The 22,321-nt window shown below is 67.3% G+C and carries 25 protein-coding genes; 21 read left to right on the top strand and 4 right to left on the bottom strand.

Annotation, left to right across the window (positions count from 1 at the left end):
• The first annotated feature begins 35 nt into the window (after positions 1-35).
• The 6 genes from JYJ84_RS05465 (at position 36) to JYJ84_RS05440 (ending at position 3,733) form a co-directional block, all read left to right on the top strand.
• The gene (locus JYJ84_RS05465; protein ID WP_122950577.1) at positions 36-407 is read left to right on the top strand and encodes a LysR family transcriptional regulator; all 372 of its coding nucleotides are present in this window, start codon (positions 36-38) and stop codon (positions 405-407) included.
• A complete protein-coding gene (locus JYJ84_RS05460; protein ID WP_122950578.1) occupies positions 404-853 on the top strand; it encodes a phosphate-starvation-inducible protein PsiE in 450 nt (149 codons plus the stop codon). The genes JYJ84_RS05465 and JYJ84_RS05460 overlap by 4 nt, the downstream gene beginning before the upstream one ends.
• Positions 854-907: 54 nt before the next feature.
• Entirely contained in the window at positions 908-1,105 is a 198-nt protein-coding gene (locus JYJ84_RS05455; RefSeq protein ID WP_122950579.1) for a hypothetical protein, read from the top strand.
• A 68-nt stretch (positions 1,106-1,173) separates the two neighbouring features.
• Entirely contained in the window at positions 1,174-1,629 is a 456-nt protein-coding gene (locus tag JYJ84_RS05450; protein WP_174957331.1) for a DUF1269 domain-containing protein, read from the top strand.
• Positions 1,630-1,663: 34 nt separating this feature from the next.
• On the top strand, positions 1,664-1,918 hold the full coding sequence (locus tag JYJ84_RS05445) for a hypothetical protein (protein WP_175220606.1): 255 nt from the start codon (positions 1,664-1,666) through the stop codon (positions 1,916-1,918).
• Positions 1,919-2,308: 390 nt separating this feature from the next.
• Complete coding sequence (locus tag JYJ84_RS05440) at positions 2,309-3,733, top strand: PLP-dependent aminotransferase family protein (RefSeq protein ID WP_175220604.1); 1,425 nt, start codon at positions 2,309-2,311, stop codon at positions 3,731-3,733.
• 30 nt (positions 3,734-3,763) lie between these two features.
• Here JYJ84_RS05440 and JYJ84_RS05435 read toward each other — a convergent pair whose 3' ends face one another.
• Positions 3,764-4,924 carry an NAD-dependent formate dehydrogenase gene (locus JYJ84_RS05435; RefSeq protein ID WP_175220602.1) on the bottom strand — a complete coding sequence of 387 codons (1,161 nt, stop codon included), beginning with the start codon at positions 4,922-4,924 and terminating at the stop codon, positions 3,764-3,766.
• Positions 4,925-5,170: 246 nt separating this feature from the next.
• Between JYJ84_RS05435 and JYJ84_RS05430 the strand changes: the two genes are divergently transcribed.
• Positions 5,171-6,703 (top strand): FAD-dependent oxidoreductase, encoded by a 1,533-nt coding sequence (locus JYJ84_RS05430; RefSeq protein ID WP_175220600.1) that lies wholly within the window; start codon positions 5,171-5,173, stop codon positions 6,701-6,703.
• Between the two features lie 38 nt (positions 6,704-6,741).
• A complete protein-coding gene (locus JYJ84_RS05425) occupies positions 6,742-7,119 on the top strand; it encodes a DUF5594 family protein (RefSeq protein WP_175220598.1) in 378 nt (125 codons plus the stop codon).
• Positions 7,120-7,157: 38 nt separating this feature from the next.
• Here the strand turns inward: JYJ84_RS05425 and JYJ84_RS05420 are convergent, their stop codons facing one another.
• On the bottom strand, positions 7,158-7,376 hold the full coding sequence (locus JYJ84_RS05420) for a DUF6566 family protein (RefSeq protein ID WP_011349700.1): 219 nt from the start codon (positions 7,374-7,376) through the stop codon (positions 7,158-7,160).
• Positions 7,377-7,510: 134 nt separating this feature from the next.
• Here JYJ84_RS05420 and JYJ84_RS05415 point away from each other — a divergent pair, with 134 nt between their 5' ends.
• Positions 7,511-8,149 carry a MarC family protein gene (locus JYJ84_RS05415; protein WP_122950587.1) on the top strand — a complete coding sequence of 213 codons (639 nt, stop codon included), beginning with the start codon at positions 7,511-7,513 and terminating at the stop codon, positions 8,147-8,149.
• 45 nt (positions 8,150-8,194) lie between these two features.
• Positions 8,195-8,665 (top strand): DUF1269 domain-containing protein, encoded by a 471-nt coding sequence (locus JYJ84_RS05410; RefSeq protein ID WP_175220596.1) that lies wholly within the window; start codon positions 8,195-8,197, stop codon positions 8,663-8,665.
• Between the two features lie 196 nt (positions 8,666-8,861).
• Here the strand turns inward: JYJ84_RS05410 and JYJ84_RS05405 are convergent, their stop codons facing one another.
• Complete coding sequence (locus JYJ84_RS05405; protein ID WP_122950589.1) at positions 8,862-9,536, bottom strand: HAD family hydrolase; 675 nt, start codon at positions 9,534-9,536, stop codon at positions 8,862-8,864.
• A gap of 203 nt (positions 9,537-9,739) precedes the next feature.
• Between JYJ84_RS05405 and JYJ84_RS05400 the strand changes: the two genes are divergently transcribed.
• Entirely contained in the window at positions 9,740-10,924 is a 1,185-nt protein-coding gene (locus JYJ84_RS05400) for a sugar transporter (RefSeq protein WP_175220595.1), read from the top strand.
• A gap of 60 nt (positions 10,925-10,984) precedes the next feature.
• Here the strand turns inward: JYJ84_RS05400 and JYJ84_RS05395 are convergent, their stop codons facing one another.
• Complete coding sequence (locus JYJ84_RS05395; RefSeq protein ID WP_175220592.1) at positions 10,985-11,761, bottom strand: SDR family NAD(P)-dependent oxidoreductase; 777 nt, start codon at positions 11,759-11,761, stop codon at positions 10,985-10,987.
• A 182-nt stretch (positions 11,762-11,943) separates the two neighbouring features.
• Between JYJ84_RS05395 and JYJ84_RS05390 the strand changes: the two genes are divergently transcribed.
• From JYJ84_RS05390 to JYJ84_RS05345, 10 genes are all read left to right on the top strand, one after another.
• Positions 11,944-12,846, top strand: a complete 903-nt coding sequence (locus JYJ84_RS05390; protein ID WP_175220590.1) for a LysR family transcriptional regulator — start codon at positions 11,944-11,946, stop codon at positions 12,844-12,846.
• Positions 12,847-13,085: 239 nt separating this feature from the next.
• Positions 13,086-13,523, top strand: a complete 438-nt coding sequence (locus JYJ84_RS05385; RefSeq protein ID WP_164462941.1) for a hypothetical protein — start codon at positions 13,086-13,088, stop codon at positions 13,521-13,523.
• A 124-nt stretch (positions 13,524-13,647) separates the two neighbouring features.
• Complete coding sequence (locus JYJ84_RS05380; protein ID WP_240201836.1) at positions 13,648-14,523, top strand: helix-turn-helix transcriptional regulator; 876 nt, start codon at positions 13,648-13,650, stop codon at positions 14,521-14,523.
• Positions 14,524-14,626: 103 nt separating this feature from the next.
• Positions 14,627-16,105: an indoleacetamide hydrolase gene (gene iaaH / locus JYJ84_RS05375; protein WP_175220586.1), complete on the top strand. Its 1,479-nt coding sequence runs from the start codon at positions 14,627-14,629 to the stop codon at positions 16,103-16,105.
• Positions 16,106-16,667: 562 nt separating this feature from the next.
• Positions 16,668-17,804, top strand: coding sequence for a muconate/chloromuconate family cycloisomerase (locus JYJ84_RS05370; protein ID WP_122950595.1), 1,137 nt, complete (start codon positions 16,668-16,670; stop codon positions 17,802-17,804).
• Positions 17,805-17,856: 52 nt separating this feature from the next.
• On the top strand, positions 17,857-18,801 hold the full coding sequence (gene catA, locus JYJ84_RS05365; RefSeq protein ID WP_122950596.1) for a catechol 1,2-dioxygenase: 945 nt from the start codon (positions 17,857-17,859) through the stop codon (positions 18,799-18,801).
• A gap of 113 nt (positions 18,802-18,914) precedes the next feature.
• The gene (locus JYJ84_RS05360) at positions 18,915-20,273 is read left to right on the top strand and encodes a Rieske 2Fe-2S domain-containing protein (RefSeq protein ID WP_175220584.1); all 1,359 of its coding nucleotides are present in this window, start codon (positions 18,915-18,917) and stop codon (positions 20,271-20,273) included.
• On the top strand, positions 20,270-20,758 hold the full coding sequence (gene benB, locus JYJ84_RS05355) for a benzoate 1,2-dioxygenase small subunit (protein ID WP_174949956.1): 489 nt from the start codon (positions 20,270-20,272) through the stop codon (positions 20,756-20,758). Before JYJ84_RS05360 ends, benB begins: the two co-directional genes overlap by 4 nt.
• A 39-nt stretch (positions 20,759-20,797) precedes the next feature.
• Entirely contained in the window at positions 20,798-21,820 is a 1,023-nt protein-coding gene (benC, locus tag JYJ84_RS05350) for a benzoate 1,2-dioxygenase electron transfer component BenC (RefSeq protein ID WP_175017061.1), read from the top strand.
• A gap of 2 nt (positions 21,821-21,822) precedes the next feature.
• Positions 21,823-22,321 (top strand): SDR family NAD(P)-dependent oxidoreductase (locus tag JYJ84_RS05345; protein ID WP_374102088.1); only part of this gene is annotated, 499 nt, incomplete at its 3' end.

The following is a 22,321-nucleotide window of genomic DNA, read 5'->3' as shown; positions in this document are numbered from 1 at the left end:
AGGTCCCGCTGCGCCCGCCGACGAGGAGCGTCATCATGAACCTGCTGGAAGCGATGCGTGTATATGTCGCGGTGGTCGAGCATGGCGGCCTGTCCGGCGCCGCGTCCGAACTGCGGCTCGACGAAGCGCAGGTGAGCGAACGGATCGACGGCCTCGAACGGTATCTCGGCTGTCGCCTGCTGCTGTGCCGCGAGCCCGACGACGTTGCCTGCACCGACGCGGGCGACGCGTTCCACGTGTGTTGCCGCCGGACACTGTCCGCGGTCGAACAGGCGATCGGCGCGGCTGGCCAGCACGCGGCGGATGTGCCGGACACGCACGATACCGCGCATGCCGCCGCACGTGATGCGGCTTTCCCGCCGCCGCCCGGCGCCGCTCATGCCTCAATACAGCGACTGTCACCTTGAATACGACCACCGTTCCCTGCTCGCCGGCCGAGCGCATTCGTCGCCGCTTCGGCCATTTCCTTCACGCGGCCGAACTGGCCGGGCTGATCGTGATCGGGCTCGCGACCGCGTTCGCGATGGCGCAGGAAGCGTGGAAGGTCGTGCTCGCGGGCGAAGTGTCGCTGACCGACCTGCTGCTGATGTTCCTGTATCTGGAAGTGCTCGCGATGGACGTGCGCTACCTGCGGCTCGGCCGGTTGCCGGTGCGGTTTCCGCTGTTCATTGCGATGACGTCGCTCGCGCGCGACCTGATCCTGCGCGGTGCGACCGACAGCCCCGAACGGATGCTGATGACCACGTTCGGGATCGTGCTGCTCGCGGTGGGCGTGCTGATCCTGAGTTTCGGCCAGCATCGCTTCCCGGCCGACGTCGCGGATGTCGAGGACGATGCGCATGCACACAGGTGACGCACGAGCGGCAGGCCGCGTGAATTTTCCCTGTTCCTGCAAGGAGGGTGCCCGATGAGCACGGATTCCGTCGAAACGAAACAGGCGATCGAACTGCAGCGCGTGGCGTCGGACGCCTACCGGCTGGCGCGCGACACGCGCGATGCCGATCCGGCGCTCGCACGCGCGCCGTCCGTCGCCGGGCTGCAGCGGGAGGCGGCGCACGCCTATGCCGACGCGGCGCGTGCGCGCGTGGCGGCCACCGGCATCTGAATCGAATTCCGGCCAGCCGCATGCGGTGCGGCGGCTGAAACTGACCATCCAACCGAGCGAGGTGTCGAATGACCAAGCAACTGATCGTCGCCGTGTTCGGCAGCGTCGACACGGCCCGCCAGGCCGCGAACGATATCGAGGCGCTGTCGGAGAAAAACGAAGGATTCAACGTCGAGAACGGCGTCGTCGTCGAGAAGGACGCGACCGGCAAGCTCGCGGTACTCCACGCCGAATCGCGGCCGTTCAAGGGCGGCGTGATCGGCGCGATCGCGGGCGGTTTGCTCGGCCTGCTCGCCGGGCCGATTGGCGTGGTCACGGGCATGGCGGCCGGCGCGGGGGCCGGCATTCTCGCGGAAGCGGCCGGCAACGCGCTGCTCGACGGCACGTTCGTCGAGACGGTTGCGGCACGGCTCGTGCCCGGCAGCGTCGCGATCATCCTGGAAGCGAAGGAAGACACGCCGTTCTCGGTCGACAACGTCGTGACGGGATTCGGCGGCAAGGTCTACCGTCAGGCGCTCGATTGAGACCATCCATTTCGACCGACTTCGGGAGAACCGCATGCGCATCGATCAATCGTACCGTCGCTTCGACATCGCGGCGACGCTGTCGCCGCTGCCCGGCAACGGCAAACGCGCGATCGCGATCGTCGACGTGACGACCGACGATCCGGCCCGCCTCGCCGATCTCGGCACCGGGCAATTCCTGCAGATCCGCAAGTGGGTCGAGTCGAACGACGTCGCATTGCTGACGGTGGTGTTCGACGAGTGCAAGGTCGCGATCGATCACTACGCGGACAACGTCGACGACGCTTGAGCACACGCGGGGCCCGTGCATGACCGGGCTTCGCGCGATGGCTGCCCGACGGCCATCGGCAAATCGCGATGACGCGCGCCGGCACAGCGCCCGGCGAATGGTTGCCGCGCGATCGCGCGGGGCCGCGCCGTCGCGTTCGCATCTGTTCACCACGCCGGCCGGATTTGATGTTTCCTCGCCAAACTGTCACTTACATTCGTCGAAATGACGCAGTAGGATGCCGAACCTTGTCTTGATGAGATTCGCATTGCTATCCGCCTTCAATTTCGATAACGGACGAGGTTCGCACCGGGACACCCGCGCCCGCGCACGGCTATCCGGCTTCGTGCACCGGCGCGGTCGTGCCGCTCACGCATCGCAGGCCGGTTCATCGCTGGCGGGGCGAGGCGGATGAAGCTCTACGAGAAATTTGCAAACGACGTAGAGCGACTCATCCGGCAAGGCGTATATCGACACGGCGATCGTGTGCCGTCGGTGCGGCAGGCGAGCCAGCAGCACCGGATCAGCATCACGACCGTGCTGCACGCGTATCTGCTGCTGGAAAGCCGCGGGCTGCTGGAGAGTCGCCCGCAGTCCGGCTATTTCGTGAACCTGCGGCGCGACGACAGTCATGCGCCGGTGCGCGAGTTGCGGCCGTCGAAGCCGATCGCGATCTCGTCGTCGGTCGACGTGAGCCGGCTCGTGCTGTCGACGCTGCGCTCGATCGGTACCGACGACGCGGTGCCGCTCGGCTCGCCGTACCCGGACCCGAGCCTGTTCCCGTTCGAAAAGCTGAACCGCTATGCGTATGCGGCTGGCCGCGACAAGGCGCTGTGGGGCGTGACGGACGGGCTGCCACCCGGCCATCCACGGCTGATCCGGCAGATCGCGCGCCGCTACCTGGAAAACGGGATGTCGGTGGACCCGAACGAGATCATCGTGACGGTCGGCGCGACGGAGGCGATCAACCTGTGCCTGCAGGCCGTTGCAAAACCGGGCGACACGATCGCGGTGGAATCGCCGACGTTCTACGCGATGCTGCACGCGATCGAACGGATGGGGATGAAGGCGATCGAGGTGGCGACGCATCCGGAATACGGGATCGATATCGCGGCGCTGGCCGCGATCGCGAAGTCGCAGCCGATCACCGCGTGCATGGTGATGCCGAACTTCCAGAACCCGCTCGGCTTCCAGATGCCCGACGAGCGCAAGCGTGAACTGGTCGAGTTCGCCGCGAAAGCCGATCTGCCGATAATCGAGAATGGCGTGTACAACGAACTGTACTTCGGCAACATGCATCCGAGCACGCTGAAGGCGTTCGACCGCCACGACATCGTGCTGCATTGCTCGTCGTTCTCGAAGAGCCTGACGGCCGCGTACCGGATCGGCTGGGCGCTGCCGGGCCGTTATCGCGAGCAGGTCGAGAAGCTGAAATTCCTGAACACGCTTGCGACGCCATCACTGCCGCAGCTCGCGATCGCGGAGTTTCTCGAACGCGATGGCTACGAGCATCACCTGCGGCGGATTCGCAAGGCGTATGCGCAACAGGCGAACCTGATGCGGACGATGGTGTCGCGGTTTTTCCCGGAAGGCACGCGCATTTCGAGCCCGGCCGGCGGGTACGTGCTGTGGATCGAGCTGCCCGCGCAGGTCGACGCAATGCGGCTGTACCAGCTCGCGCTGGAGCAGGGGATCACGATCGGGCCAGGCTACATGTTCTCGATCGCGGACAGCTACCGGAATTTCATCCGGCTGAACTACAGCAGCCCGTGGTCGCCGGAGATCGAGCAAGCGGTCGTGACCGTCGGCAAGCTCGCCGCCTACTGTCTCGACTGAACATACCGCCGCGCGTCGAGCGTAGCGTCGTCAAGTCAGCCGGTACGACTGCGCGCCCGTTCCCGCGAGCGCGCCGCCATCGACGATCAGGTATTCATTGCGGATCGGCTTGCCGTCGAACCAGCATTGCAGGATCTCCAGCGTGCCGGCCGCGTAGCGTGCCTGCGCGGACAGCGACGTGCCGGAGATGTGCGGCGTCATCCCGTTGAACGGCATCGTGCGCCACGGGTGATCGGCCGGCGCCGGCTGGGGAAACCACACGTCGCCGCCGTAGCCCGCGAGATGCCCGGACGTGACGGCGTTCACGACCGCGTCGCGGTCGACCAGCTTCGCGCGCGCGGTGTTGATCAGGTACGCGCCGCGCTTCATGCGCGCGATCATCGCCGCGTCGAACAGGTGCTCGGTCGACGGGTACAGCGGGATCTGCAGGTTGACGATGTCGACGGCGCTCGCGAGTGATGCGGCATCGGCGTGATACGTGAGCCCGAGTTCCTGCTCGATCGATGCATCGAGCCGGTGGCGCTGTGTGTAGTGCAGATGCAGCCCGAACGGCTTCAGCCGGCGCAGCACGGCGAGCCCGATGCGCCCCGCGCCGACCGTGCCGAAATGCATGCCTTCGACGTCGTAGCTGCGCGACACGCAATCGGCGATGTTCCAGCCGCCTTCCTGCGCGATCGCATGCGAAGGCAAGTAGTTGCGCACCAGTGCGAGCGTTGTCATCACCACGTGCTCGGCCACGCTGATGCTGTTCGAGCCGGTGACTTCGGCGACGGTGATGCGCGCGCGCGCGGCGGCGTCGAGATCGACGTGATCGGAGCCGATGCCGGCCGTCAGCGCGAGCTTCAGCTTCGGCGCGCGGGCGATCCGTTCCGCCGTCAGGTAGGCGGGCCAGAACGGCTGCGAGATCACCACGTCCGCTTCGGGCAGCCGGCGCTCGAATTCGGAGTCGGGGCCGTCCTTGTCGCTCGTGACGATCAGCGTGTGGCCGTGCGCCTCCAGATAGCCGCGCAACCCGAGCGCGCCGGACACCGAGCCGACGAGTTCGCCGGGCCGGAAGCCGGGCGGGCCGGCGGGCGTCGGCGCGGTTTGTCCGTCCGCGTAGTGCGTGATGACCGGAATCGCATCGCGCACGTAGCGCGGCGGATAGCCGTCCACGGGATCGGGGTAGAGCACGCACAGAACGGTGGCCATCGGGTAGCACTCCGGGTGACGGGGGGAAGGCGCGCGGCATGCGGATTGCGCATAACGCGCGACGTGCGACGTGCGCCGCGGGTGGCGCGCGTGTTGCGCCGCAACGTTGATGACGTTCTACGCCCGTCTTGGATCTCGTACAAGCTACAGTGCGTGTTTGCGTGCGCTGCGGGGGCGTCTGTACCTGTTCTTTTCATGAAGGACGCCGATAATGGGATCGTTACCTGACTCTGCGGGAGCGATGTCATGTCCGGAAGCGATTCCTCGTCTTCACGTCCCGATCTCACGCAAGGCATCGCGCTCGACGATCTCGCCGACGGTGCAATGATCGAGGGCCATGTCGGCGACGCAGCGGTGCTGCTGGTGCGCCGCGCCGACGAACTGTTTGCCGTGGGCGCGCAGTGCCCGCACTACGGCGCGCCCTTGGCCGACGGCCTGCTGGAGGGCGACACGATCCGCTGCCCGTGGCATCACGCGGCGTTCTGTCTACGCACCGGCGAGTTGCTGCGCGCGCCGGCGCTCGACGGGCTGCCGTGCTGGCGTGTCGAACGCCGCGACGGCCGCGCCGTCGTACTCGATGCGCAGCCGGCTGCCGTGCCGCCTGCATTGAATGCGGCAGGACTGCCTGCTTCGATCGTGATCGTCGGCGGCGGCGCAGCAGCGATCGCGGCGGCCGTGACGCTGCGGCAGGAAGGCTATCCGCATCCTGTCACGCTGCTGACTGCCGATTCCGATCCGCCTTACGACCGGCCGAACCTGTCGAAAGACTATCTCGCCGGCACGGCCGAGGCCGACTGGCTGCCGCTGCGCTCACCGTCGTTCTATGCCGACCACCACATCGACGTGCGGTGCGGCACGCATGTCGTACGCATCGATCCCGCGCAGCAAGCGGTCGAACTGGCCGACGGCAGCCGTGTCGGATACGGCGCGCTGCTGCTGGCAACGGGGGCCGAACCGAACCGGCTGACCGTGCCCGGCGCGGATCTGCCGCACGTGTGCGTGCTGCGCTCGCGCGCCGATTGCGATGCACTGATCGGCAAGCTGAAGACGGCGCGCCGCTGCGTCGTGGTCGGCGCGAGCTTCATCGGGCTCGAAGCCGCCGCCGCATTGCGCACGCGCGGGCTCGACGTGCAGGTCGTCGCGCCCGATGCGCATCCGATGGCGCGCGTGCTCGGCGAAGCGCTCGGCAGCACGATCCAGGCCCTGCACGAGTCGCACGGCGTGGTGTTCCATCTCGGCGCGACGCCGGCGCAGATCACGCCGGACAGCGTGACGCTGTCGACCGGCGACGTGCTGCCGGCCGATCTCGTGGTGGTCGGCATCGGCGTTCATCCGAACGTGGGGCTCGCGCAGGACGCGGGGCTGGCCGTCGAGCGCGGCGTGACGGTCGACCGCTTCCTCCAGACGAGTGCGCCCGGCATCTACGCGGCGGGCGACATCGCGCGCTGGCCCGATCCGCTGACGGGCGAGCGCATTCGCGTCGAGCACTGGGTCGTTGCCGAGCGGCAGGGCATCGTCGCCGCGCGCAACCTGCTCGGGCAGCAGCGGCCGTTCGATGCGGTGCCGTTCTTCTGGAGCCAGCATTACGACCTGACGATCAACTATGTCGGGCATGCGGAGCAATTCGATCGTGTCGAGATCGATGGCGACCTCGGCGCGCACGATTGCTCGATCGCGTACTGGCGCGGCAACACGCGGCTCGCGGTCGCGACGATCGGCCGCGATCTCGACAGCCTGAAGGCGGAAGCGGCATTCGAGCGACAGATTGCAGCCGCGTGACAGCGGCGTGACGACATGATTCGAACCCTGGAGGCGAGATGAATCCCGATGTCCGTGCACGTTTCGAAACCGAGTTTGCGCCGCGTATCGCGGCGCGCGTGCTCGGCCTGTATCAGGCTGGCGATGTGAGGGTGGACGTCGTGCCGCACGACGGGCAGGGCAGCCCGACCTGTGTCGATGTCATCGGCCTCACGTCGACGGTCGGATTGCCGAACCGGCTGAACGCGCGGCTCGCGTGGCGTGACGACGCGATCGATGCGCTGCTGGCCGAGCCCGACCGCAGCCGCTTCGACCGCTATCTCGCGGCGCTGCCGGTCACGATCGAACGCTGGCAGATGGAATTGCCGGTCGATTTCAGCACGCGGACCCAGCGCGACCGCGAGATCCTGATCGGCGATCTGGATTTCGATGCGTGAAACGCGCCGTGCGCTGCGCACCGATGAGTCGGTTGCCGCTACCGGTCGCGTGTCTTGATGATCACGCGGCCCTGATCGATGCCGCCGCGCAGCGCTTCGTCGCACGTGAGCCATTCGGGCGTGACGAGCTCGGGTGCGGGCAGGTCGACCGGCGCGCCGTCGCGGAAGATCCGCACCTGCGCGACCCACGCGCCGTTCGCGTTGCGCGTCGCATCGACGCGAATCTCGTGATCCATGAAAGTGTCGGTGGCTTGCATTGGTCGGGGCCCTCCGTCGTGCGTGAACGCGGTGCGTCGATCGTAGCAGCATGGCGGGCGCCGTGCATCCGAAACGAAGCGGAACCTGCGCGCGATTCGAAGCACGTGTCGACGCGCGAGACGGGAGCGAACCTGTGGCCTTCGATCTGACCTTTTCCATCAAGGTATTCGCGGCGCTGTTCGCGATCATGAACCCGATCGCGAACATCCCCGTGTTCCTGTCGCTGACGGAAGGCGCGGCGGACGGCGTGCGACGCAAGGTCGCGCTGACGGCGGCGATCGGCGTGACGGTCGGCTGCATCGTGTCGGCGGTCGCGGGTGGCGCGATCCTGCATGTGTTCGGCCTGACGATCGACGATTTCCGCCTCGCGGGCGGGCTGCTGGTGCTGCTGATCGCGCTGTCGATGCTGCACGGCGCGCCGAGCCGCCAGCATGCGCCGGGCGAAAGCGAAGGTGCCGATCCGGCGACGGCCGAGAGCGTCGCGATCTATCCGCTGACGATCCCGCTGCTCGTCGGCCCCGGCACGATCGCGACGATGATCGTACTTGGGCACAGCGCGTTGTCGACCGGGCAGGAACTCGCGTTCGCGCTCGGGCTCGCCGCGTTTCTCGTGCTGCTGGCCGTTTCGCTGCTGTCGGCACCGCTGATCGGCCATTACCTGTCGCCGCGCGTGACGGCGGTGACGCAGCGCCTGATGGGGATGATTCTCGCGGCGATCGCGATGCAGATGATCGTCGCGAGCCTGAAGGCCGCGTTCGGGCTGCCGCATTGAGCGCGGCGCAGTCGGACGCGGCGGCCTGATTTCACGGAGTGGCTGATGAATACGCTGATTGTGTTGTCCTATCCCGACCTCGCGGCCGCCCATCGCGCGCTTGCCGAACTCGATACGTTACGCGACCGGCACGTCGTCGCGCTGTCGGGTATCGCGATCGTCGAGTGCGCGACGGATGGACAGTTGCGCGCGCATGCAGTCGACCCCGGGCGCACGCCGCCCGGATCGCTGCTCGACAGCGTGGTCGAGCACATCGAATCGTCGCTCGATGCGTGGCGCGAGCGGCCGGTGGACGACGCACTGATCGACCGCGTCGCGCGCAAGGCGCGCCCCGGCACCGTGTCGCTCGGGCTGGCCGCGACGCAACTCGACATCTATGCACTGAGCACGGCGCTTGCACCGTTCGGCGGCGAAGTGATCGACACGACGCTGTCGATCGACGACGAACTGAAGCTCGTCGAAGCGATCTCGAACGCACGTGACGGCGGCGGTGGCGGCGATGCAGCGACCGGCTGACGCGCACGGGCGTTTTCAATTGCGCAGCCGAGCGGTCTGTGCCGCGCATCGCAGGCTGGTCGGGCATCGATGCGCATGACCCTTCGTAGCAGGGCCGGAATCGAACGCAAGCGGCCGCGCCCGTTCATCGCCGTGACCGCAATGGTCCCGTGCAGCCCTGCATGCGGCGCGGCGGGATCGATGTCGAACCGGCGGTTCAGGGTCGTGCGGCAATCTCGTCGAGATGCCACAGCAGATCGGCCGGATCGTCGTACACGCGCAGCGCGCCCGCGCGTTCGAGTTCGTCGCTGCCGTATCCGCCCGACAGCAGCCCGACGCCGAGCGAGCGGCAGCGGGCAGCGGCGAGCATGTCCCAGATGCTGTCGCCGACCACGACCGTATGTTCGATCGGTACGTTCAGCTGCGCGGCGGCCGTCAGGAACAGGTCGGGATCCGGCTTCGCATACTTGACCTGGTCGCGCGTGACCACGACGTTTTTCGCCGGATCGACGCCGAGCGCCTCGAGATTGATGGCGGCCGTTTCCATCCGCCCGCTGGTCGCGATCGCCCAGCGAATGCCCGCCGCCGACAGCGCGGCCAGCAGTTCACGCGCACCCGGCAGCGGCCGCACCTGCGCGCGCAGCCGCTGGTACGCGGCCGCGTGCAGCCGGGCGAGCCGCTCGACGCGCTCGGCGTCGAGGTCGCCCGACGTCTCGCGCAGCAGCTGGTTCAGGAACAGGCCGCCGCTCATGCCGATCTTGCGGTGGATGCGCCACACCGACAATTCGATGCCTTCGGCATCGAGCGCCTCCTTCCAGGCGAGCACGTGCTGGTAGACGCTGTCGACGAGCGTGCCGTCGAGATCGAACAGAAAGGACGTTTCAATGCGCATGGGATTCTCCAGGCTCGACAGGGATCGAGCGAACGGGTCGTGGAAGCCGGTCGGCACATTATCGGCGCATGGCCGTGTCATGACCATGTCCCGCGGGCAACCCGCACCGCGCCGTGTCATATGCCGCTGGTACAATCGCGACGATCGCCGGGCCGGGCTCTCCGCGCCGCGCGCCCCCAACTCTCGTCTCGTCGATTCCAGGTATGGCCACACCGGACGCCGTCAGTTCCAAGCACTCGTGGTGGGGCGTACTGGCCCTGGCACTCACCGCCTTCATCTTCAATACCACTGAATTCGTGCCCGTCGCGCTGCTCAGCGCGATCGGCGACAGCCTGCACATGCAGCCGACCGACGTCGGCCTGATGCTGACGATCTACGCGTGGGCCGTGGCCGTCGTGTCGCTGCCGCTGACGCTGGCCACGCGCCATGTCGAGCGCCGCAAGCTGCTGATGGGGGCGTTGCTGGTGTTCATCGGCAGTCACGTGGTGACCGGTGTCGCGTGGAATTTCGCGGTGCTGATGGTCGGCCGGCTGGGCATCGCGTGCGCGCATGCGGTGTTCTGGTCGATTTCCGTGCCGCTGGCCGTGCGGCTCGCGCCGAGCGACCGGAAAAGCCGCGCGCTCAGCCTGCTGGCGATGGGCACGGCGATCGCGATGGTGGCCGGCATTCCGCTCGGGCGCGTGGTGGGCGAGACGTTCGGCTGGCGAGTCACGTTCCTGATCATCGGCGGCGCGGCGGGTGTCGCGTTGCTGCTGCTGCGCGCGACGTTGCCGGTGCTGCCGAGCCAGGGCGCCGGGTCGCTCAGCAGCATCGGCGTGTTCCTGCGCAAGCCCGCGCTGGTGGCGCTGTACGCGATCACCGTGCTGGTCGTGACCGCGCACTTCACGTCGTATACGTACATCGAACCGTTCGTCCAGAGCGTCAATCACGCGAGCAGCAGCCGGATTACCTACGTGCTGATCCTGTTCGGCATCGCCGGCATACCGGCCGCGATCTGCTTCAACCGCGTCTATCCGCACCGGCCGGACGACTTCCTGCTCGGGTCGATCGTTGCACTGGCGGGATGCCTGCTGATCCTGTTCCCGTGCGCGCTGAACATCGTCACGCTGTCCGTGCATACGCTGGTCTGGGGCGGCGCGATCGTCTGCTTCGGGCTGGCGATGCAGGCATGGGTGCTGAAGCTGGCGCCGGAGGGCACCGACCTGGCGGTGTCGATCTTCTCCGGGCTGTACAACGTCGGCATCGGCGCGGGCGCGCTGATCGGCAACCATATCGCCGGCGACTTCGGGCTGCCGTGGGTCGGCACGTTCGGCGGCGTGGTCGGCGCGGTGGCGGTCGGGATCGCGTGGCTCGCATTGCGGCTGCACGCGAGGCAGGCGGTGGCGTAGCCGACGCCGGGCCGCGGCGTGCGGCGAACACGGCCACCGCCCGGCCTCGCGCCTCACCGGTCATGCCACCGAGTAACCGCCGTCGGCCACGAGCGCGTGCCCTGACACATAGCTGGAGTCATCCGACGCGAGGAACGCGACGATCGTCGCCATTTCCTCGGCGGAGCCCCAGCGTCCTGCCGGCGTCGATGCGGCAAACGCCTGTTGCGCATCGTCCGACGGCCAGATGCCACGGTGATGGAACGGCGTTTCGATCAGCCCCGGGCACAGTGCGTTCACGCGCACGCCGCGCTTGAACCATTCGATCGACGCGGTCTTCGTCATCCCGATCACCGCGTGCTTGCTCGCGATATAGACCGACGCATTCTCGAAGCCGATCAGCCCGCCCATCGACGCGTTGTTGATGATGCTGCCCGACCCCTGCCGCAGCATGATTTCGGCGGCGTACTTCATCGAATTGAATACACCGCGCACGTTCGGTTCGAACACCCTGTCGAATCGCTCGGCATCCTGCTCGAGCAGCGGCGCGAACACGCCTTCCGTGCCGGCATTGTTGAACGCGATGTCGAGGCGTCCGTAGGTCGATGCCGTGAAGTCGAACAGCTTGCGCAGATCGTCTTCGTTCGCGACGTCCGCGACGAAGGCCCTGGCTTCGCCGCCGGCGGTCATGATTTCGTCGACCAGCTGATCGAGTTCGGCCTTGCGCCGGGCGGAGACGACGACCTTGGCGCCGCGACGCGCCAGTTCGATCGCGGATGCGCGGCCAATGCCGGAACTGGCGCCCGTCACCAGGGCGATGCGGCCGTCGAGTTGGGCCGGTTTCGTGCTTGCGTTCATGATGAGATTCTCCAGAGAGGTGAATGAGAGCGGCACATGTGGCTGAGTTGAATCGGTTGCGATGCACGCTTGATGTGCATTGTGGTCGCTCGCTCGTCGTAAAAAAATGGAACAATGGCGCATTCAGAATTCCCGTTTCGGGAATGAAAAACGCGACCGCATGCGCGTCAGGAGGGTTCTCCATGCTCAACCGACTCGATATCCTGAAGATCTTCTCCGCGGCTGCTGCGGCACCCACGTTTCGCGAGGCGGCAGCGCGCCTCGGCGTGTCGCCGCAGGTCGTGACGCGTGCGGTGCGCGAACTGGAGGAGATGCTCGGCGAAACGCTGTTTCACCGGACGACCCGGAGCATCCGGATCACCGCGTTCGGGCAAGCGTTCGCGCGCGACGCGCAGACGGCGCTGGCCGCCGTCGACGGGCTGTTCGGGCCCGCGACCGGCCAGGCCGACGAGCCGGTGGGCGTCGTCCGGATCACGGCGCCGTCGGGCATGGGGCGTCATTACGTCCAGCCGATCCTGAGCGATCTCATGCGGCGCTATCCGGGGCTCGTGCCCGACCTGCGGCTGTCGGACGTGCCGTCGCCGGTGGTCGACGAACAGATCGACATCGGCGTGCGCGTCGGGGCGATCGGCGACAACCGCTTCGTCGCGCGCATGATCGGACCGTTGCCGATGTGGATCGTCGGCGCGCCGTCGCTGATCAGGCGGCTCGGTGAGCCGAAGAACCGCAAGGAACTCGAATCGATGCCGGTCACCTGCCTGATCGATCGCGCGAGCGGGCGGGCATGGCCGTGGATGTTTCGCGGGGAGCACCAGTTCGTCCCGTCGTCGCCGGCGTATCTGACCGACGACACCGAGGTGGAGATCGAGGCCATATGCGCGGGAGTAGGGCTCGGCCAGTGCTCGGAGTATCTCGTCCGGCCGTACATCGACAAAGGGCGCCTCGTGCGGCTGCTGCCCGGCCTCGACCCCGAACCGTGGAAGCTGCACGTCTATCGGCCGCGACGCGGGCCGATGCCCCGGCGCATCCGGGTCGTGTACGACGAGCTGGTGGCGAAGCTTGCGGACGCAACGTGGCGAGGGTAGGCGGTGCGGCCGGGCTGCCCGGCCGCTGATCGCGTTGGCGCGAAGCGGCGTCACCCACCGCTCGACGGCATTGGCGCACCGGCGCACCGGCGAAGCAGTAGCGTGCACAGCGCGCGGCCATCCGGCCACGGGTGGTCGCACCATTCGCCCCCAGACACGCGGCAAGCCGACATATTGCGGCATCATCATGGTGCCGCCGCACCGGCATTCGGTGCCCGATATTCGACTGGAGACTGTGCATGCCGATACCCCGGATTGAAACCCGCGACGCGATGGGCGATCCCGATGTGGTCTATCTCAACCCGGATCACGTGCTGTGGATGTCGCAGCCGACCGCTGCGCAGCGGCGGCCGGGCGGCACGGCCATTCGCGTGGACGATCGCGTGAAGGGCGGTTCGCTGCTGATGGCCGACAATCCGCCGGCCGCTCGCCTTCTGCAGGATCTCGGGCCGTTCGTGACGGTGACGCTCGCGAACCCGTCGTCCGACTATCCGGACGGTCTCGTGCATGTGCGTGCGCAGGCGATCGTCAAGATCGCGACGGATGACCACGACAAGCCGCTCGCCGAGCGCACGCTCGGCTGGGTCCATGTCCAGGACGGCTCCGCTTTCAAGGTCAGGGATTACGCCGGCGTGGCCGCGCAATGGCAGGCGTCGGTGGCGGCTGCCGGCCGCTGAGCAGGTCTTCACGCGTGCGCAATGACGCGGCGGCCCGTCGTGCGGCAGTTGGCCGGCCGTGTTTCTCGTCGGGATACCGGCTGCCTTGCCTCGTGCGCCGCGGCGAACTGCCCGGGCGTCGACCATGAGCCTGCCCGGTGCCGGATTCGATACGCGATGCGTCGATCAGCCGGGTAACATGGCGCATCGTGACGAACCCGTGCTCGTTCGGGCCTTGGTCGCGGAATCGCCCGTCGAAGCGCTCGATACAGGTGTTCTCCACCGGCTTGCCGAGGAACCGTCCGCCATGAACCTTGCCGTGTCCGATATCACGCCGGAGGAACTCCGGCTGTTCGGCGACATCGTCGCCCGCCTGGAAGAACTGGGGCCGGTCGTCGACGTGAGGAAGGTCGTGCTGCCCGCGATCACGCAGCTGCTTCGCGCGGATTTCGCCGCATCGTTCGATTGCGACGAACAAACCGGCCTGTGGCGCAACGGGTTCGCGTACAACGTCGATCCGTTGCAGATCGCCCGGTACGAAGCGTGGTTCCAGCATATCGATCCGGTCACGCCGCAACTGCGCGCGCGCCGCGTGGCGACCTGCGTCGACGAGGTGGTGAGCCGGCGCGAGCTGGAACAGACCGAGTTCTACAATGATTTCCTGCGCCGCGACGGCATGCACCACGGCATCAACGTCTATGCGTTCGACGGCGCGACGCACGTCGGCGACCTGCGTATCTGGCGGGCGCAAGGGCGGCCCGATTTCACCGAACGCGACAAGCTGCTGCTGAACGGCATCGAGCCGTTTTTCCGGCGCGCGCTGCTGCGGCGGCGCCACGCGTGCGCCGGCCTGACCGAGCGCGAGAGCGACGTCGCGCGGCTCGTCGCCGCCGGTTATACCGACAAGGACGTCGCGCGCACGCTCGGCATCGGGCTGTCGACGGTCCGCACGCATCTGCGGCGCGTGATGGCGAAGAAGGGCGTCGCCAACCGCGCGAGCCTGGCGGTCGCACTGGCGTGACCGGCTGCGCGGCCGACGCCCCGGGGTCATCCATTGTGATGATGGGCGTCAAAATCGGCGCGCCCTACCTTGTGACGATCCCCTGTTACGAGGAACGACGACGATGCCCACCCTGGGACACCTGACGCTCACCGAAGCCCGACACGCGCTCCTGCGCCGGGAGTTCTCCTGTGTCGAATACGCGTACGCAATGATCGAGCGGCACGCACGCTGGCGCTACCTGAACGGCTTCACGTGCGTCGACGATGCGCGGCTGCTCGCCGAAGCGGCCCGCTGTGACCGCGACCTCGCGACGGCGGCCACTCCGCACGCACTGCTGGGCCTGCCGATCGCGATCAAGGACAACATCGACACGGCGTGCCTGCCGACCGGCAACGGCACGCTGGCGTTGCATAACCGCGTGCCGCCGCAGCATGCGCCGGTCGTCGCGCGGCTGCTGGCGCACGGGGCGCTGATCGCGGGCAAGGCCAACCTGCACGAGCTGGCATTCGGCGTATCGGGCAACAACCGCGTGACGGGCGCGGTACGCAACCCGTATGACTTCAACCGGATTCCGGGCGGCAGCAGCAGCGGCTCGGGCGCGCTCGTCGGCGCCGGCGTGGTGCCCGCCGCGCTCGGGACGGACACCGGCGGCTCGGTGCGGATTCCGGCGGCGCTGTGCGGTGCCGTCGGCCTCCGGCCGACCGTGGGGCGTTACCCGTCGGGCGGTGTGGCGCCGATTTCGCGCACGCGCGACACCGTCGGCCCGATCGCGCGGTCGGTCGAGGACATCGCGCTGCTCGACGCGATTCTGTCGGGCACCGGCACCGGCACGCCGACGTCGCTGCCCACGCGCAACACAACGCGCCCGGTGCGCCTGGCGGTCCCGCGCACGACGTTCTGGCGCGGCCTCGCGCCGGATGTCGACGCGGTGGCGAATGCCGCGGTGGCGAAACTGTCGCAGGCGGGTTTCGAGTGCGTCGACATCGACCTGAACGACTATCCGGGGTTCTTCGACGACGAGCCGGCCATCATCGCGATGTACGAATTCCGTTCGTCGATGCATGCGTATCTGATCGAGAACGGCTATGACCTGTCGGTCGACGACATCGTCGCGAACGTGGGGAGCCCGGACGTCGCGAAGATCGCCCGCCACATCACCGGCCCCGATGGTATCGGCGAAGCGGCGTACCGCACCGCGCTCGACCGGCGCACGCGGTCGCGTGCCGCGTATCGGCAGTGTCTCGCCGACAGCGGGGCCGACGCGCTGGTCTTTCCGGCCACGATCGCGACCGCGTGCCCGATCCCGTCGGGTGACGCGATGATGCTCAACGGCGAGACCGCGTCGGTGTTCTCGACCTACATCCGGAATACCGAGCCGGGCAGCAATGCCGGCGTACCGGGCATGACCGTCCCGGCCGGCCTGACGGCGGCCGGGCTGCCGGTCGGTCTCGCACTGGATGGGGCGGCCGGCACCGATCGCGAGCTCATCGCGGTCGCGCTGGAGGTCGAGCGGGTGCTCGGGCGGCTGCCGGCGCCGGACGATGGGTATGGGGTGGAGGGCAGGTTGGGCGGGTACCCGGGCGGCGACGGTACGTCGTGACGCTGTGCCGCCGCGCCGGGGCGGTGCGGCGGCTGAATGAATCGCCAGAGCCGGCGGCGCTCGCGACGAAGCCGGCCAGGCACGTCCTGTGGATTGCCCGGACGCCGCCCCCCGCACGTGCTCGACCCGGTGCGCAAGCACCGCTGCCGTGAATCCTGTCGGCACCACATCGGCTTGGGCCGACAACCGGTCGAACGAACGGCCGCGACGCCGGTTGCCGACCGCGCATGCCGAGAAACTGCCCACGAGCCCCCGGGTGAGGCATCAGGAAAACCCTGACAGCGGCCCGCCGAGGCCGCTTTGTTGCGTCGCTGCGCGCGTGGCGACCGATGCCATACCCATCTGCGGCCGCCCGCCTCCCGGGTGGCCGCTCCCCTCGATCCAGCATGGCTTCCAGGCCGTATCGCCTGTCATGGAGGGTATGGTAAACCGCGAAATCAAACGAATATTTCCGAATTTCAATACCTGTCAGGTATTGAAATGGCCGCCTAAAAGTATTGGACGCTCGATTCGGCCGAGACGTATAAATCGCCTCAAGAACTTCACCCCCACGGCGTCCTCCATGTCCACCGTCACCATCGAACGCATCGAAACCCGCCTCGTCGACCTGCCGACGATCCGCCCGCACAAGCTGTCGGTGGCCACGATGTACGGCCAGACGCTGATGCTCGTGAAGGTGTTCTGCAGCGACGGCGTGACGGGCCTCGGCGAAGGCACGACGATCGCCGGCATGGCGTATGGCCCGGAAAGCCCCGAGGCGATGAAGCTCGCGATCGACACGTATCTCGCGCCGGCGATCGTCGGCCAGGACGCGACGCGCATCCAGACGCTGATGGCGTTCCTCGGCAAGCTCGCGAAGGTCAACCACTTTGCGAAGAGCGCACTCGAAACCGCGCTGCTCGACGCGCACGGCAAGCGGCTCGGCGTGCCGGTGAGCGAGCTGCTCGGCGGCCGCCGCCGCGATCGCCTGCCGGTCGCGTGGACGCTCGCGTCGGGCGACACGGCCACCGACATCGCCGAAGCCGAGCGGATGCTCGACCAGCGCCGCCACAACGTGTTCAAGCTGAAGATCGGCGCGAAGGCGCTCGATACGGATATCCGCCACGTGGCCGAGATCAAGAAGGCCGTCGGCGATCGCGCCTCGGTGCGCGTCGACGTGAACATGGCGTGGAGCGAAACGCAGGCCGCGCGCGCGATTCCGGCGCTGGCCGATGCCGGCTGCGAACTGGTCGAGCAGCCGGTGGCCTCGGCCGCGGCGCTGGCGCGCCTGATGCGCCGCTTCCCGATTGCGCTGATGGCCGATGAAATTCTGCAGGGCCCCGACAGCGCCTTCGACATCGCGAAGCATCACGGCGCGGACGTGTTCGCGATCAAGATCGAACAAAGCGGCGGCCTGTTCGCCGCGCAGCGCGTCGCCGCGATCGCGGACGCCGCCGGCATCGAGCTGTACGGCGGCACGATGCTCGAAGGCGCGTTCAGCACGGTGGCGTCCGCACACCTGTTCGCGAGTTTCGCGAACCTGCAGTGGGGCACCGAACTGTTCGGGCCGCTGCTGATCACCGAAGAGATCCTGACGCAGCCGCTCGATTACAGCGACTTCGAACTGACCGTGCCGGACGGCCCTGGCCTCGGCATCGAACTCGACGAGGACAAGGTCAGGCGTTTCACCCGCGACGGGCTGACGAAAGTCGCGCGATAACCCGAGCCAGGCAACGGCCGTCATTCCCCCTAATACACGTGGAGACACCATCATGAGCGTCAAAGTTTTCGATACCCGGGAAGTGCAGGATCTGCTGAAGGCCGCGTCGAACGCGGGTGCGGACAGCACGAAAGGCGGCAACGCGCGCACGCAGCAGGTCGTGCTGCGGCTGCTCGGCGACCTGTTCAAGGCGATCGACGATCTCGACATCACGCCCGACGAAGTGTGGGCCGGCGTCAACTACCTGAACAAGCTCGGCCAGGACGGCGAAGCGGCGCTGCTCGCGGCCGGCCTCGGCCTCGAGAAGTATCTCGACATCCGGATGGACGCCGCGGACAAGGCGGTCGGCCTCGACGGCGGCACGCCGCGCACGATCGAAGGGCCGCTGTATGTCGCGGGCGCACCGGTGCGCGATGGCGTGTCGAAGATCGACCTCGACGCGGACGACGGCGCGGGCCCGCTCGTGATCCACGGCACGGTGACGGGCCTCGACGGCAAGCCGATCGCGGGCGCGGTGGTCGAATGCTGGCACGCGAACTCGCACGGCTTCTATTCGCACTTCGACCCGACCGGCAAGCAGAGCGATTTCAACCTGCGTGGCGCGGTGAAGACGGGTGCCGACGGCAAGTACGAATTCCGCACGCTGATGCCAGTCGGGTACGGCTGCCCGCCGCAGGGTGCGACGCAGCAACTGCTGAACGGCCTCGGCCGCCACGGCAACCGTCCGGCGCACGTGCACTTCTTCGTCGATAGCCACGACCACCGCAAGCTGACGACGCAGTTCAACATCGACGGCGATCCGCTGATCTGGGATGACTTCGCGTATGCGACGCGCGAGGAGCTGATCCCGCCCGTGGTCGACAAGACCGGCGGCACGGCGCTCGGCATGAAGGCCGATGCGTACCAGGACATCGAGTTCAACTTCGTGCTGACGCCGCTGGTACAGGGCAAGGACAACCAGATCGTCCACCGCCTGCGCGCAGCCGCGACGGCCTGACCGCCCGCCGGCGCGGCGCGGATGCGCCGCCGCCGGCCGGGTTCCCCGAGATTCAACCGATTACCGATGCGAGCGTGCTTGCAGGACGCGGCACGCGCATGGAAGGAGCCAACATGTCCGCCACGATCGACCAAGCCACCGACCTGGATCACCTGCTCGCCACCGCCGTGCAGGACGACAAGGCGGCCGGCGTATTCCGCTGCCGCCGCGACATCTTCACGAACGCCGAGCTGTACGAGCTCGAGATGAAGCACATCTTCGAGAGCAACTGGGTGTACCTGGCGCACGAAAGCCAGATCCCGGCCAACAACGATTACTACACGACGTGGATCGGCCGCCAGCCGATCGTGATCACGCGCGACAAGACCGGCGAGCTGCACGCGGTGATCAATGCCTGCGCGCACAAGGGTGCGATGCTGTGCCGCCGCAAGCACGGCAACAAGGGCAGCTTCACGTGCCCGTTCCACGGCTGGACGTTTTCGAACACCGGCAAGCTGCTGAAGGTGAAGGACGAGAAGACGACCGAGTACCCGGTGCAGTTCAACACGCACGGTTCGCACGACCTGAAGAAGGTCGCGCGCTTCGCGAACTATCGCGGCTTCCTGTTCGGCAGCCTCAGCGCCGACGTGCTGCCGCTCGAGGAGTATCTCGGCGAAGCGCGCGTGATCATCGACCAGATCGTCGACCAGGCGCCGGACGGGCTCGAAGTGCTGCGCGGCAACTCGTCCTACATCTACGAAGGCAACTGGAAGATGCAGATGGAGAACGGTTGCGACGGCTACCACGTCAGCACCGTGCACTGGAACTACGCGGCGACGATGGGCCGCCGCAAGGAAGACGGCACCAAGGCCGTCGACGCGAACAGCTGGAGCAAGTCGGTCGCGGGCGTGTACGGCTTCGACAACGGCCACATCCTGCTGTGGACGCAGACGATGAATCCGGAAGTGCGGCCGGTGTATCAGCACCGTGACGAGATCAAGGCGCGCGTCGGCGACGTGCTGGCCGACTTCATCGTCAACCAGACCCGCAACCTGTGCGTGTACCCGAACGTGTTCCTGATGGACCAGTTCAGCACGCAGATTCGCGTGGTGCGGCCGCTGGGTGTCGACAAGACCGAAGTCACGATCTTCTGCTTCGCGCCGAAGGGTGAGAGCGAAGCCGATCGCACGATCCGGATCCGCCAGTACGAGGATTTCTTCAACGTGACGGGCATGGGTACGGCCGACGACCTCGAGGAGTTCCGCGCGTGCCAGGCCGGTTATGCGGGCATCACGGCGATGTGGAACGACCTGTCGCGCGGCGCGCCGCTGTGGGTCGACGGCCCGGACGAGAACGCGAAGAAGATGGGGCTGAACCCGCGCATTTCCGGCGAGCGCAGCGAGGACGAAGGGCTGTTCGTGTGCCAGCACGAACACTGGGTGGATGTGATGCGCGATGCGCTGAAGAAGGAACGCGGGGAGGTGGCAGCATGAGCTTCGATTACCGGACTGTCTGCGCGGCGCTGTATCGCGAAGCGCGCCTGCTCGACGATCGCCAGTGGGACGAGTGGCTGACCTGCTACACGGAGGACGTCACGTACTGGATGCCCGCGTGGGACGACGACGATCGGCCGACCGAGGATCACCAGAGCCAGATCTCGCTGATGTACTACCCGGACCGCGGCGGCCTCGAGGATCGCGTGTTCCGGATCAAGACCGAGCGCAGCGGCGCATCGACGCCCGAACCGCGCACCAGCCACAACGTGACGAACGTCGAGGTGCTGGCCGAACGCGACGACGAGGTGGACGTGCGCTACAACTTTCACACGCTGAACCACCGCTACCGCGTGACCGATCACTTCTTCGGGACGATGTTCGTCACGTTGCGCCGTGCGGGCGATGAACTGCTGATCTCGTACAAGAAGATCGTGCTGAAGAACGACTACATCCGGCAGGTGCTCGACGTCTATCACGTCTGACACCATAGCTTTGTCATGAAAGGAAGTGGAGGTGACGCCATGTCCAACTACAAGATTGCACTGAATTTCGAGGACGGGGTAACCCGCTTCATCGACTGCAAGGCCGGCGAGAAGGTGCTCGACGCGGCCTTCCGCGCGAAGATCAACCTGCCGATGGATTGCTCCGACGGCGTGTGCGGCACCTGCAAGTGCCGCGCCGAAAGCGGCAGTTACGACCTCGGCGACGACTACATCGACGACGCGCTCACCGAGGACGAAAAGGACGGCGGCCTCGTGCTGACCTGCCAGATGGTGCCGCAAAGCGATTGCGTGATCGCGGTGCCGACGTCGTCGGTCGCGTGCAAGACGGGCCAGAGCGGCTTTGCCGCGACCGTGACGAAAGTCGAGCAGCACAACGATGCGGCTGTCGTGCTCGAACTCGACGTCGGCGCGGCCGCGCCTGTCTTCCTGCCGGGGCAGTACGTGAACATCGACGTGCCCGCGAGCGGCCAGCACCGGTCCTACTCGTTCTCGTCGGCACCGGCCGATGCGAAAGTCAGCTTCCTGATCAAGAAGATTCCCGGCGGCGTGATGAGCACGTGGCTGGAATCGGCGCAGCCCGGCGACAAGCTGGAGCTGCACGGGCCGCTCGGCAGCTTCTACCTGCGCGACGTGCAGCGGCCGCTGCTGTTCCTCGCGGGCGGCACGGGCCTCGCGCCGTTCCTGTCGATGCTCGAGGTGCTCGCGCGCACCGGGTCGCAGCAGAAGGTGCACCTGATCTATGGCGTGACGCGCGATCTCGACCTCGTGCTGGTCGAAGCGATCGAAGCCTACGCGGCGAAGCTGCCGAATTTCAGCTTTGCGACGGTCATCGCGGATGCGGAGTCGAGCCATCCTCGCAAGGGCTGGGTCACGCAGCACATCCCGGCCGATGCGCTGAACGACGGCGACGTCGACGTCTATCTGTGCGGGCCGCCGCCGATGGTCGACGCGGTGCGCAAGTTCTTCGACGACGAAGGCGTGAAGCCGAACAGCTTCCACTACGAGAAGTTCACCCCTAACGTCACGGCAAAGGCGGCGTGATCATGCAACGATTCTCCGGGAAGATCATCGTGGTCACGGGTGCCGCGCAGGGCATCGGCCGTGGCGTCGCGCTGCGCGCGGCGGCCGAAGGCGGCAGGGTGCTGTTCGTCGATCGCGCGGATTTCGTCGCCGAGGTCGCGGCCGAAGCGACCGGTGGCGAGACGGCCGGCTTCGTCGCCGATCTCGAAACGTACGAAGGCGCGCATGCGGCGATCGCGCACGCCGTGCAGACGTTCGGCGGCATCGACATCCTGATCAACGGCGTCGGCGGCGCGATTCGCATGCGGCCGTTCGCCGAATTCGAGCCGGCGCAGATCGATGCGGAAATCCGCCGCTCGCTGATGCCGACGCTCTATACGTGCCACGCGGTGTTGCCGCACCTGCTCGCGCGCGGCGGCGGCACGATCGTCAACATCTCGTCGAACGCGACGCGCGGCATCCGCCGCGTGCCGTACTCGGCGGCGAAAGGCGGCGTCAATGCGCTGACGGCTGCGCTCGCGA

The sequence above is a fragment of the Burkholderia sp. LMG 13014 genome (assembly GCF_905232215.1).
Taxonomy (GTDB): Bacteria; Pseudomonadota; Gammaproteobacteria; order Burkholderiales; family Burkholderiaceae; genus Burkholderia.
The sequence above is the reverse complement of the archived record's forward strand: the minus strand, read 5'-3'. Positions and strand labels throughout refer to the sequence as shown.